The 13,246-nt window shown below is 63.3% G+C and carries 9 protein-coding genes; 6 read left to right on the top strand and 3 right to left on the bottom strand.

Annotated elements, in window-relative coordinates:
• Positions 1-49: 49 nt before the first annotated feature.
• From ACXAG6_RS12910 to ACXAG6_RS12900, 3 genes are read right to left on the bottom strand one after another with little or no spacing between them, the layout of a single operon-like run.
• Positions 50-1,015, bottom strand: coding sequence for a glucokinase (locus ACXAG6_RS12910; RefSeq protein WP_475338089.1), 966 nt, complete (start codon positions 1,013-1,015; stop codon positions 50-52).
• Positions 1,012-2,337, bottom strand: coding sequence for a GH1 family beta-glucosidase (locus tag ACXAG6_RS12905; RefSeq protein WP_475338087.1), 1,326 nt, complete (start codon positions 2,335-2,337; stop codon positions 1,012-1,014). Before ACXAG6_RS12905 ends, ACXAG6_RS12910 begins: the two co-directional genes overlap by 4 nt.
• 9 nt (positions 2,338-2,346) lie before the next feature.
• A complete protein-coding gene (locus ACXAG6_RS12900; protein ID WP_475338085.1) occupies positions 2,347-3,372 on the bottom strand; it encodes a LacI family DNA-binding transcriptional regulator in 1,026 nt (341 codons plus the stop codon).
• Positions 3,373-3,661: 289 nt separating this feature from the next.
• Between ACXAG6_RS12900 and ACXAG6_RS12895 the strand changes: the two genes are divergently transcribed.
• The 6 genes from ACXAG6_RS12895 to ACXAG6_RS12870 all read left to right on the top strand — a co-directional run bounded on the left by ACXAG6_RS12895 (position 3,662) and on the right by ACXAG6_RS12870 (position 13,199).
• Positions 3,662-4,930, top strand: coding sequence for an ABC transporter substrate-binding protein (locus ACXAG6_RS12895; RefSeq protein WP_475338083.1), 1,269 nt, complete (start codon positions 3,662-3,664; stop codon positions 4,928-4,930).
• A gap of 106 nt (positions 4,931-5,036) precedes the next feature.
• Positions 5,037-6,041 (top strand): carbohydrate ABC transporter permease, encoded by a 1,005-nt coding sequence (locus ACXAG6_RS12890; protein ID WP_475338081.1) that lies wholly within the window; start codon positions 5,037-5,039, stop codon positions 6,039-6,041.
• A 27-nt stretch (positions 6,042-6,068) separates the two neighbouring features.
• Positions 6,069-7,226: a carbohydrate ABC transporter permease gene (locus ACXAG6_RS12885; RefSeq protein WP_475338080.1), complete on the top strand. Its 1,158-nt coding sequence runs from the start codon at positions 6,069-6,071 to the stop codon at positions 7,224-7,226.
• Between the two features lie 7 nt (positions 7,227-7,233).
• Entirely contained in the window at positions 7,234-8,889 is a 1,656-nt protein-coding gene (locus ACXAG6_RS12880; protein ID WP_475338078.1) for an alpha-amylase family glycosyl hydrolase, read from the top strand.
• 24 nt (positions 8,890-8,913) lie between these two features.
• Positions 8,914-10,005 carry an ABC transporter ATP-binding protein gene (locus ACXAG6_RS12875; protein WP_475338076.1) on the top strand — a complete coding sequence of 364 codons (1,092 nt, stop codon included), beginning with the start codon at positions 8,914-8,916 and terminating at the stop codon, positions 10,003-10,005.
• Positions 10,006-10,484: 479 nt separating this feature from the next.
• Positions 10,485-13,199, top strand: a complete 2,715-nt coding sequence (locus ACXAG6_RS12870; RefSeq protein ID WP_475338074.1) for an Rne/Rng family ribonuclease — start codon at positions 10,485-10,487, stop codon at positions 13,197-13,199.
• The last annotated feature ends 47 nt before the right edge of the window (positions 13,200-13,246 follow it).

Below are 13,246 nucleotides of genomic sequence, written 5' to 3'. Positions count from 1 at the left end.
ATCGCACGCCGGGCGAAGGATTTTTCAACCCCGCGCAGCGCGGCACAGATCAGGCGGTGTGAAGCTCGTGCAGATGGTTGGCACAGCCGATCAGCGGAGCCCTGTCATCGCGCACCAGCGTGACCGAAAAATCACCCATGAAGCCGGCAAACCGGCCCTTGTCACGGAAACCCTCGGCAAAGGCACCGGTGCCCAGCAGCCGTTCAAGCCCAACGGCCACACCGCCGACCAGAAAGACACCACCGAAGGGCAGATGCTCCAGCGCGAGATTGCCTGAAACCGTGCCCAGAAAGCGCAGGAAGGTCTGCACCGCTGCCACCGCCTGCGGGCTCGTGCCGCCCTCCGCCGCTGCAATGATATCGCTGCCACGCAGCTCGGGCGCGGCCCCGGTTTCGGCGCAATGCCAATGATAAACGTTCTCCAGCCCGCGCCCCGAAAGCACCTCTTCAACAGCAGGAAAGCCGTGACTGTCATCCACGTAATGCGACAGCCGAAGGTCGGCCTCAGTGCGGATCGGCAGGTTGACATGGCCACTCTCGGAGGGCGGCACGAAGCGGCCTGCGGGGGTGGTATGAACGGGCACCGCGTTGAAGCCCGTGCCGACGTTGACCACAAGCGCGGTTGCCTCAGGCGCAGCAGGCTGAGCCGCGGGGATCACCGGCACAAGGCCCTCGGGGGCGATATGGCCAATGGCATGGCCGGGGGCCTGAAGATCGTTCAGCAGCGCCACATGCGAGGTGCCTGCCGCCCGCGTGATGGTGGGAATGTCCAGCGTCCAATCAATGTTGGTCAGCTCTGCCACCCCATCGACCACCGGCCCGGCCGCTGCCACGCAGGCACCATCAATGGCGGGCGTGCCGACCTGCGGCAGATAGGCGGCCACCACCGCCTCGAAATTGGCGAAATCGGCATTGCGAAAGCGCTTGATGCTGGCCACGTCCAGCTCGCGCCCGTGGGCCAGTGCAAGGCGGGTATTGGTGCCGCCGATATCGGCGATCAGCGCGGCTGCGGTCATCCGTTCTTCCTCAATGCGGCTTTCAGCGCCTCATAGGAGGCTTTCGGTGTGCGCTGCAAGCTGTCGTAGTCCACATGCACCAACCCGAAGCGGGGGCCATAGCCATGCGCCCATTCGTAATTGTCCATCAGCGACCAGATATAATAGCCCTTAACCGGCACGCCGGCCTCGATGGCGTGCAGCACCGCGCCGAGGTGGGCATCGAGATACGCGATGCGGGCCTCATCGGGCACGCCGGGGGTATCGGGCCAAGCCATGCCGTTTTCGGTAACATACAGCGGCAGGTCGCCGGTGTAGTTCGAGGCGGTGTCGGTGAGGAAGTGGAAGAGGCCCTCGGGGTAGATCTCCCAGCCGACTTGAGTTTTTGGCAGATCGCCCGCGCCTTCGGTGTAATGCGGCCAGGGCTCATTGGGCGCGGGGGAGATGAGCTTGCGGGTGTAGTAGTTGAGGCCGCACCAATCGAGCGGGGCGGTGATGGTGGCGAAGTCGTCCTGCCAGTTCGCGGGCATATGCGGGCCGAGGCCCTCCAGCACATCGTCGGGGTATTCACCCTTGAAGATGCCGGAGCGGAACCAGCGGTTATAAATGCCGTCATAGCGCTGCGCGGCGAGGGCGGCATCGGGCGTGTCATCGGCGGGTTGGGCGTATTCGAAGTTGAAGACGGCGCCGAGGTTATCCATTCCGAGGCTGCGCATGGCGCCGATCGCCTCGCCATGAGCAAGGCAGACGTGGTGCATGGCGCGGGCGGTGGCGCGAATGTCGCGCAGGCCCGGCGCGTGGTGGCCCATGAAATGAGAAAGCCAGCCGACGCACCACGGCTCGTTGATTGGCGCGGCCGACCAGATACGGTCTCCCAGCGTGCTCATCACGGTGTAGGTGTAATCGGCGAACCACTTGGCGATGTCGCGGTTGCGCCAGCCGCCCTTGTCGAGCAGGGGCGAGGGCAACTCCCAGTGGTAGAGAGTGGCGGCGGGCTTCAGGCCGCGCTCCAGCATGCCATCGACCAGGCGGTCGTAAAAATCGAGCCCCTCGGGGTTGGCCGGGCCGATACCCTCGGGCATGACACGGGCCCATGAGAGGCTGAATCGATAGACATCGAGCCCGGCATCGGCAATCAGGTCAAGGTCTTGCGGCCATTTGTTGAAGTGGTCGCAGGCGCGCGCGCCATTCTCAGCGCCCACGACATTGCCGGGGGTTGCGGCGAAATCATCCCATTGGGTGCGGCCTGCGCCGCCGTGCTCATGGCCTTCGATCTGATAGGCCGAGGTGGCGGTGCCGAAGAGAAAGCCTTCGGGGAAGTCGGCGCGGGTGTGGCGGAGCATCGGGTTCTCCTATCGCGGGGCTGGGCCGGTGGACGAGCCAAGGGTCAACTCGGCTTCCATAATGTGTTGGCGGGGGCCTGACTCTTCACTGTCAATCAGGCCGAGGAGCATTTCAGCGGTGATCCGGCCTGCCTCTCGCACAGAGCTTCGGGTGGCTGTGAAAACAGGCACTTCGCCGCCGTTCTTGAAGTATCCGAGATCATCGTCATGGGTGATGATCGACACATCGCGGCCCATGGCAAGGCCACGCTCCTCGACCGCGCGGCGCACGCCCATGGCGGTGATCAGCGAGGACACGAGGAAGGCGGTGGGCGGATTGGAGTGGCCGAGCATCTCGGCGGCGGCCTCGTAGCCATAGCTCTCGGTCATCTCTTCAGAGCGGTGAAGCTCAGGGCGGAAGGTTAGCCCGCGTGCGGTGAGCGCGGCCTCAAACCCTTCGCGGCGGCGCATGGCGAAATCCATGCCTTCCAACCCGTTCAGCAGCGCGATCTGGTGGTGGCCAAGGTCTGCAAGGTGGAGTGTGGCCCGCTCGAAGGCGCGACGGTTGTTGACGTCGACCCATGAGTAATCATGGTCGTCCACCGGCGCGCGGCCATGCACGACGAAGGGCAGGCCGACCTCCTTGAGCAGCGCGATGCGCGGGTCATCCTTGCGGGGGCCGTGGATAACGATGCCATCAACCGAATTGCGCTGCGCCATGGAGCGATAGGCGGTGTCTTCATCGTCATCGGGCACCACGGTGAGCATCATGTCATAGCCCGCGCGGGCATAGATTTCGCCTGCGCCGCCGATGAAGTCGCCAAACACGGGGTTCATCATCTCGTGGTTGGTGCTGATCGGGATGACGTGACCGATGGCCATGGCGCGGCCCGTCGCGAGGCTTTTGGCGCGGGTGTTGGGGCGGTAGTTGTGCTGCGTTGCAGCGGCAAGCACGCGCTTGCGGGTGCTCTCGGCAACCTCCGGATAGCCGTTCAACGCCCGGCTGACGGTGGTTTGGCTCAAGCCCAGATTCGCGGCAAGTTGCTTGAGGTTCATGGGCGCGGAGCCTTTCAAAGCGCTTTTAACTTTGGCGCAGACTAGCGTCTGGAGCCGCCGCCGTCAAAGGCTTGGGGTCGCAGCGATTAAATGCTGCAGGCGCGAAGTTGGCAATAAAAACAGGGCGGTCGGCGGAGAGCTGCAGGTTGACCTGTGGGGTGGGATAGGCCATGCTTCAAGCTTCCAAAGCGCTTTGAGGCCTGAGTCGTTTCGGGCTTCAGTCAAATTTGCGCGGGAGAAATCGCGACACGAGCTGCACGCTCGGCACCACAACCGGGAGGATATATTCATGAAGCATTCCATCAAGACGAGCTGCGCCGTTCTGGCCCTGATGAGCGGACCTGCGCTTGCCGAACAGATCACCGTGGCTGGTCCGTGGATCGGGGCTGACGAGGAGCATGTGCAGGCGGTGCTGGCCGCTTTTGCCGAGCAGAGCGGCCATGACGTGCGCTACACCGGCTCCGATAGCTTCGAGCAGCAGATCGTGATCGACGCCGAGGCGGGCTCTGCGCCCAACGTCGCCGTTTTCCCGCAGCCCGGCCTCGCCGCCGTGATGGCCGAGCGTGGCTTTCTGACCCCGCTGGCCGATGGCACGGGCGATTGGGTGAAGGAAAACTACGCCGCGGGCCAGAGCTGGGTTGACCTTGGCACCTATGCGGGCCCCGATGGCAATGACGCGCTTTATGGCTTTTTCTACAAGGTCGATCTGAAGAGCCTCGTCTGGTACATCCCGGAGAATTTCGAAGATGCGGGCTACGAAGTGCCCGAGACGCTGGAAGAGCTGAAGGCGCTTTCGGCCCAGATCGTTGAGGACGGCGAGACGCCATGGTGCATTGGCATCGGCTCGCAGGCGGCCACTGGCTGGCCAGCGACTGACTGGGTGGAAGACATGATGCTGCGCACCCAGCCCCCTGAAGTGTATGACCAGTGGGTTTCTAATGAAATCCCATTCACAGACGAGCGTGTCGTGGGGGCGATTGAGGCGTTCGGTGAGTTCGTTCTGAATGACGAATGGGTGGCCGGTGGTTCTGCTGCGGCGGCTTCCGTCGATTTCCGCGAGAGCCCCAAGGGACTGTTTGATGCGCCGCCGCAGTGCTATATGCACCGTCAGGCGAGCTTCATCCCCTCCTTTTTCCCCGATGGTTCCGTCGTGGGCGAGGACGTCGATTTCTTTTACTTCCCGGCGAGCGGCGAGGGTGATCTTGGACAGCCGGTGCTCGGCGGCGGAACGCAGTGGGCCATCACCAATGATAGCCCGGCGGCCCATGAGCTGATTGAGTTCCTCAAATCCCCAGAGGCCCATGAGATCTGGATGGCACGCAAAGGCTTTCTGACTCCGCACAAAGGCGTAAGTAAGGAAGCTTTTGGTGATCCGACCCTCGCCAAGATGAATGACATCCTGCTTGAGGCCACAACCTTCCGCTTCGATGCGTCCGACATCATGCCGGGCGCGGTGGGCGCGGGCAGCTTCTGGACCGGGATGGTTGACTACGTGGGCGGCAAGCCTGCCGATCAGGTGGCTCAGGAGGTTCAGGACAGCTGGGACGCTGTAAAGTGATCTGAAGTGCCGCCCCGGGGCTCTCTCGGGGCGGCGCGCCAATGGTGGGCAGATTGCCCACCCTACGAGCGGGTTTATCCGCCAGAGGCAACGGGGGAGGGGCGCCATGCATCCGGCATTCCAAGGGCTGATCACCATCTTTGTCGGCGTGGGGGGCTGTATCGGCTACTTCTGGGCGTCGAACCTGTTTATCGACAAGGTGCTCTTTCCCGCCCGCGGCCCCAATGCGGGGCGCAACATCAACCGCGCCAACATGATCCGGCCTTGGCTCTTTCTGGCCCCTGCCGTTTTTGCCCTTGGTCTTTATCTCGCCTATCCCGTGGTGGAAACGCTCCGGCTTTCGCTCACCAACCGTGTGCCGGGGGGCGGTTACGAATGGGCCGGGCTGGAGAACTACACCCAAATGGCGGGCGATCCGAAGTTTCGCGAGGCGCTGTTCAACAACATCCTTTGGCTGATCGTGGTGCCCGCATTCTCGACCGCCTTTGGCCTGCTGGCCGCCCAGCTGACCGACCGGATCAAGTGGGGCGCGGTGGCCAAGTCGATCATCTTCATGCCGATGGCGATCTCTTTCGTTGGCGCGGCGGTGATCTGGAAACTGGTGTACGATTACCGTGCGGCGGGCGAAGAGCAGATCGGGGTGCTGAACGCCATCGTCGTGGGCCTCGGCGGCGAGCCGACGGCTTGGCTGACGGTGCCGTTTTGGAACAACTTCTTCCTCATGGCGGTGCTGATCTGGATCCAGACCGGCTTTGCCATGGTGATCCTCTCCGCCGCCCTGCGCGGCATCCCCGAAGAGACGGTGGAGGCGGCGATTGTGGACGGGGCGAACCCCTTCCAGATCTTCTTCAAGATCAAGGTGCCGCAGATCATGGGCACCATCGTTGTGGTCTGGACCACCATCACCATCGTGGTGCTGAAGGTCTTCGACATCGTCTTTGCCATGACCAACGGGCAATGGGAGACGCAGGTTTTGGCCAATTACATGTATGACAAGCTGTTCCGGGCGAACGACTGGGGCGTCGGCTCTGCCAGTGCGATGGTCATCATGCTGCTGGTGACGCCGATCCTTGTCTGGAACGTCCACAACGCCCGCAAGGAGATGCGCTGATGGCCCTCGACCGGACGGGAGAAAACCATGGATAACATTGCTGGCAAGAAATCGGGCCTGAGCTGGGCTGTCCAGATCTCCACCCTTGCGCTTGTGCTGCTCTGGCTGTTTCCAACGGTGGGGCTGCTTGTGTCGTCCTTCCGCACCAGTGACCAGATCAGCGCAACCGGCTGGTGGAAGGCACTGTTTCCGACCGAGCAGGTGGTTCAGCAGCGCGCCGCCGACCCGGATGAGGCGCGCATCGACCTCGGGGCAGGGCGCTATGCTGTGGAAGGCAACTTCTTTGGCGAGGCTGGCTCGCCCGATGACATCACCGCATGGGGCACATCGAGCCGCGATGTCTCGGCCTATGGCCCCGGCGATGTGGCCGATCTGGGCGATGGCGAGAGCTTTACGGTAGATGCGCAGGGCAACTACCGCTGGGAGGGCGACGACGAGCAGATCAGCGGGCGCGGGCAGCGGGTGTTTGTGAGCACCACGGTGCCGCCGGAGTTTACCACCGCCAACTATGAGCGGGTGCTGTTGTCGGGCGACCGGACAGACAGCATGGCGCGGGCCTTCTTCAACACTCTGACGGTGACGATTCCGGCAACGATCATCCCGATCCTGATCGCGGCCTTCGCCGCCTATGCGCTGGCTTGGATGGATTTTCCGGGCCGCGCGCTGCTGATCGCGGCCATCGTGGCGCTGCTGGTGGTGCCGTTGCAGCTGGCGCTCATACCGCTGTTGAAACTGCACAACGATATTGGCATCGGCAAGGGCTACCTGGGGGTGTGGCTTGCGCATACCGGCTTTGGGCTGCCGTTGGCGATATACCTTTTGCGCAACTACATGGTAGGCCTGCCGCGCGACATCATCGAGAACGCGAAGGTGGATGGGGCGACGGACTTTCAGATCTTCACCAAGATCGTCCTGCCTCTCAGCTTCCCTGCGCTGGCCAGTTTTGCCATCTTCCAGTTTCTCTGGACATGGAACGACCTTCTGGTGGCGCTGGTCTTCCTTATCGACAGCTCGGGCGACACCACGGTGATGACCCGGCAAATCGTCGAACTCCTCGGCACACGGGGCGGCAACTGGGAGATTTTGGCCACGGCGGCCTTTGTTTCCATCGCGGTGCCGCTCTGCGTGTTTTTCGCAATGCAAAGGTTTCTCGTGCGCGGCCTCTTGGCCGGCTCGGTGAAGTAAGACGGATATGAATATGAAAGCGAGCATCAAGGGCGCCATTCAGGCGCGCGCAACCAACCCTGACTGGTGGCGGGGGGCCGTGATTTATCAGGTTTACCCGCGCAGCTATCAGGACAGCTCGGGCGACGGTGTGGGCGACCTTGCGGGCATTGCCCAGCGGCTCGATCACATTGCCTCCCTTGGGGTGGATGGCGTGTGGATCAGCCCGTTCTTCAAGAGCCCGATGAAAGACTTTGGCTATGACGTCAGCGATTATCGGGACGTGGACCCGATGTTTGGCTCGCTGGAGGATTTTGATGCACTGATTGCCCGGGCCCATGAGCTGGGGCTGAAGGTGCTGATTGATCTGGTGCTCAGCCACACCTCGGACCAGCACCCGTGGTTTGTGGAGAGCCGCACCAACCGGGCGAACCCGAAGGCGGATTGGTATGTTTGGGCCGAAGCGAAGCCCGATGGTACGCCGCCGAACAACTGGCTCAGCATCTTTGGCGGCTCGGCTTGGGAGTGGGATGGCGCGCGGATGCAGTACTATCTGCACAACTTCCTCACTTCGCAGCCGGACCTGAACTTTCACTGCCCCGAGGTGCAGGAGGAGCTTCTGCGTGTGGCAGAGTTTTGGCTGGAGCGCGGGGTGGATGGCTTCCGCCTTGATACGATCAACTTCTATGTCCACGACAAGGAGTTGCGCGACAACCCGGCGCTCGATCCGGCGCGGCGCAATTCCAACATCGCCCCGGCGGTGAACCCCTACAACTGGCAGGAGCATCTGTACTCGAAGAACCAGCCCGAAAACCTTGCGTTTCTGGAAAAGCTACGCGGGGTGATGAAGCCCTATGGCGCGGCCGCCGTTGGCGAGGTGGGCGATGCGCAGCGCGGGCTGGAGATCCTTGGCGAGTATACCAAGGGCGAGGACCGGATGCAGATGTGCTACGCCTTCGAGTTGCTCTCGCAGAACATCCCCAGCGCCGCCTATATCGCTGAAACCATGCATCACCTTGAGGATGTGGCCGCCGAGGGTTGGGCCTGCTGGGCATTTTCCAACCATGACGTGCCGCGCCATATCAGCCGCTGGCATCTGAGTGATGAGGCGGCGCGGGCCTATGTGGTGCTGATGATGTGCCTGCGCGGCTCGGCTTGCCTTTATCAGGGTGAGGAGCTGGGGCTGCCCGAGGCTGAGGTGGCCTATGAAGACCTGCAAGACCCCTACGGCATCCAGTTTTGGCCCGAGTTCAAGGGCCGCGATGGCTGCCGCACGCCGATGGTGTGGGATGCAGGGGTGCACGGCGGCTTTTCGCAGGGGAATGAGGCGCGGCCTTGGCTGCCGGTCTCGCCCGAGCATCTGCCCAAGTCGGTGGCCGAGCAGGAGGGCGACGACGCCTCGATGCTGGCGCACTACCGCCGCGCAGTGGCGCTAAGGAAGGCGCATGAGGCATTGGCGACCGGTGCGCAGAAGATCGAGGCCGAAGACGACCTGCTGGTGATCCACAGGACGCTGGAAGGCCGGGAGGTGCTGGCGCTCTTCCATCTGGGCGAGGGCGAAGTTGTGCATGAAATGGGCGAAGGCTGGAGCGCGCTACAGGAAGGACGCGCGCTGGGGGCGGTAGCCCTTGGCGAAGGCCGGGTAACGCTGGGGCCGTGGGGCTTTGCCCTCATGGGCCGCTAAGAGGATACGAGGGAGGACACCGCGATGGCGGAGCTGAAACTGACCGATGTGGCCAAGACCTATGGCGGCACCGTGGACGTGCTCAAGGATATCAACCTCGATATCGACACCGGCGAGCTTATCGTCTTTGTCGGGCCCTCGGGCTGCGGCAAGTCCACGCTGCTGCGGATGATCGCGGGGCTGGAGAAGATCACCAGCGGCACGCTGGAGATTGACGGGCAGGTGGTGAACGATGTGCCGCCCTCCGAACGCGGCATCGCAATGGTGTTCCAGAGCTACGCGCTTTACCCGCATATGACGGTGCGCGAGAATATGAGCTTTGCGCTCAAACTTGCCAAGAAGAGCCAGGCCGAGATTGATGAGGCAGTAGACGCGGCAGCCAAGAAGCTGCAACTGACCGAGTATCTCGACCGGCTGCCCAAGGCACTCTCTGGCGGGCAGCGCCAGCGTGTGGCGATTGGCCGGAGCATCGTGCGCGACCCGAAGGTTTATCTCTTTGACGAGCCGCTCTCGAACCTTGATGCCGCGCTGCGCGTGGCCACGCGGATCGAGATTGCCCAGCTCAAGGAGGCCATGCCCGAGAGCACCATGATCTACGTCACCCACGATCAGGTGGAGGCGATGACGCTGGCCAGCCGCATCGTGGTGCTGGCCAACAAGGGGATTGCGCAGGTCGGCACGCCGCTGGAGCTATACGAGACGCCGCGCAACGAGTTTGTGGCGCAGTTTATCGGCTCGCCCGCGATGAACCTGATCCCCGGCAAGATCGTGGAGACAGGCGAGGTGACGGCGGTTGAGCTGGCCTCGGGAGTTGTGGCCCATTCGGCGGTTCCAACGCAGGTTGCGGACATGGGCATGGAGGTCAAGATCGGCATCCGGCCCGAAGATCTGAGCACCGGATCCGAGGCAGATTGTTGCTTCAAGGGCGTGGTGGAATACTCTGAGAACCTTGGAGAAGTCACGCTGCTCTACTTCGAGCCACAGCACGGCGGCGAGCAGGTGATTGCCAAGCTTCCGGGCGTGCACCGCGAGATGCGCGGGCAGGAAGTGGTGTTGGCGGCGGCGCCCGAGAAGGTGCATCTGTTCGCAGGCGGGGAGTCTCTGCGCTATCGGTAAAGGCGCAATGGGCGGAGCGGCCCGAGGCCGCTCAACCTAAACGTGCGCCATGAAAGCGCTTTTGCCATTGTCATTTCACGCCGCCCTCCGTTATGGTCGGTCCACGGACGGTCCGGGGCAGGTGCCCCGAGATGGTCCGGAGCGATTTCCCTGGCAGGGACGGGCCTACCGCGAGCCACAGGCGCCGCTACCGCACGTCCGTCAGAGTTAACCGGCCCTGAGAGCAGTGACTTGAAGGGCCAATCGGCCCGGCCCGCACCACGCTGGCATGGCCCCCCAAACGGGCGTGACCGCCGAAAGGCCGGGACGCGTCGGAGACAAACCGCGATGCAACGCGTGAGGATAGTCGACGAGGCCAGGGAAGCTGCATCAGCACGCGTCCTGCCGCGCACGTCCCGCGCTCATCCCCTTTCCAGACACGGACATTCTCACCTCGGCCCACCAGGGCAAAGGCGAGCTTCGCCGTGCAATGAGTTAATATGGCTAAGAAAATGCTTATCGACGCCACCCACGCCGAGGAGACTCGGGTTGTGGTGGTCGACGGAAACAAGGTTGAGGAATTTGACTTTGAGACCGTCAACAAACGCCAGCTTGCCGGCAATATCTACCTAGCAAAAGTCACCCGCGTGGAGCCTTCGCTTCAGGCGGCATTTGTGGATTACGGCGGCAATCGCCACGGCTTCCTCGCGTTCAGCGAAATTCACCCCGATTACTACCAGATTCCGGTGGCCGACCGTCAGGCGCTGCTGGAGGAAGAGCGGGCCTATGCCGAGGCGCAGGCCGCCGAGGAGGAGCAGCCCAAGCGCTCGCGCCGCCGCCGCTCGCGCTCCAAGAAGGCCGACACGAATGATGCTGTCGCCACCAAAGAGGTGGATGGCTCCATCGCCGGGATGGATGTGGTTGATCTTGGTGAAGAGGAAGAGGCCGACACGCTCCTGAGCGAAGGGGATGCCGCCGCTGCTGACACGGCAAAGGCCGAAGCCGTGGCCGAGGACGCGCCCGCTGAAGAGGCGCCCGCCGACGAGGGCGCAGGAGAGGCAAAGGCCGAAGCTCCCGCCAGTGAGGCACCCGCTGAAGATGAGGGTGACGATCAGAACGACGGCGACGATGATGACGAGGCCGAGGAAACCTCTGCCTCCGACAAGGATGAAGACATCGAGTCGGTTGCCGATGAGGATGTGCAAGAAGAGATCCGCCAGCCGCGCAAACCCCGGCCCAAGCGCTACAAAATTCAGGAAGTCGTCAAAGTGCGGCAGATCCTGCTGGTGCAGGTCGTCAAGGAAGAGCGTGGCAACAAGGGCGCGGCGCTGACCACCTATCTTAGCCTTGCGGGCCGCTACTGCGTGCTGATGCCCAACACCGCCCGTGGCGGCGGCATCTCTCGCAAGATCACCAATGCCGCAGACCGCAAGAAGCTGAAAGAGATCGCCAGCGAGATCGAGGTGCCGCAGGGCGCCGGCCTGATCGTGCGCACGGCAGGGGCCAAGCGCACCAAGACTGAGATCAAGCGCGATTACGAGTATCTCAAGCGCCTTTGGGAGCAGATCCGGGAGTTGACCCTCAAGTCGGTTGCCCCTGCGCCGATCTATGAAGAAGGCAACCTGATCAAGCGCACCATTCGCGACCTCTACTCCAAGGAGATCGACGAGGTTTGGGTGGAAGGCGAGACCGGCTATCGCACCGCCAAGGACTTCATGAAGATGATCATGCCGTCCCACGCCAAGAACGTGAAGCAATACACCGAAGGGCTGCCGCTGTTTGCCCGCTATCAGGTGGAAAGCTACCTTGCGGCGATGTTCAACCCGACCGTGCAGCTCAAGTCGGGCGGTTACATCGTGATCGGCGTGACCGAGGCGCTGGTGGCGATTGACGTGAACTCCGGCCGGGCCACCAAGGAAGGCTCGATCGAGGAGACCGCGCTGAAAACCAACCTGGAGGCCGCCGAAGAGGTGGCCCGCCAGCTGCGCCTGCGTGACCTTGCCGGGCTCATCGTGATCGACTTCATCGACATGGAAGAGCGGCGCAACAACAACGCCGTCGAAAAGCGCTTCAAGGACAAGCTGAAGACCGACCGCGCCCGCATTCAGGTGGGCCGGATCAGCGGCTTTGGCCTGATGGAGATGAGCCGCCAGCGCCTGCGCCCGGGTATGCTCGAAGCCTCCACCCAGCCTTGCCCCTCGTGCCACGGCACCGGCCTGCTGCGCTCGGATGACAGCATTGGGCTCGCCATCCTGCGCCAGATCGAGGAAGAGGGCACCCGCCGCAAGTGCCGCGAGGTGCTGTTGAAAGCGCCGGTGGGGATCGTCAACTTCCTGATGAACCAGAAGCGCGAGCACATTGCCCAGATCGAGAGCCGCTATGGGCTGTCGGTCCGGCTTGAGGCGGATGCGCATATGATTTCGCCCGACTTCACGCTGGAGAAGCTGAAGACAGCGACGCGCTCGATTGCCGAGGTTACGGCCCCGGTGATTTCCATCGACACCACCGATCTGCCGGAGATCGAGGAGGAAGAGGAAGAGCAGGTGGAGGCCCGCTCCGAAACGCCCGAAGCCGAGGAAAACGGTGAGGACCGGCCCAAGCGCAAGCGCCGTCGGCGTCGTCGGCGTCGCGGTGGCGGCGGTGAAGGCTCTGGTGAGGAGAACGGCAAGACCGACTCTCAGGGGGCCAATTCTCAGGAGGCCAACTCTCAGGACGCCAACTCCAGCGATCAGAGCTCCGAAGGCGATAGCCCGAAAGAGGCCCCTCAAAGCGAGGGTGCCGAAGCGGGAGAGGGCGGTGAGGCCAGCGAAGAGAAGCCCAAGCGCACCCGTCGTCGCCGGTCTCGCAAGAAGACCGACGAGGCTGAGCAGCCTGTGCCCGAAGCGCCGGAGGCGGCAGAGGCCGCGCCTGCGGACACCGCCGCCGAAGCCCCGGCAGAGCCGGTGGCTGCCGAGGAGCCGGTAGCCGAGGAGAAGCCCAAGCGCCGGCGCACCCGCAAGAAGGCCCCGGCCGAGGCGGCGCCTGCAGCGGAGGCCGAGGCGCCCGCAGCTGGGGCCGCGCCTAAGGAAGCTGTGACCGCGGCCACACCAGAACCTGCGCCCGAGCCCAAGCAAGAGCCTGAGCCGGTGCTGGAAACCACAGAGGCCGCGCCGGAAGCCGTTGAAGAGAAGCCCGCAAAGCCAAAGCGCAAAGGCTGGTGGTCTCTCGGGCGCTGAACCGGGCCCTTAGAAACAGAACAAGGGGGCGTGCCTTGCCGGGCGCG

The sequence above is a fragment of the Vannielia sp. ABF1_015 genome (genome assembly GCF_056160745.1).
This window is presented reverse-complemented; position numbering and strand designations above follow the sequence as displayed.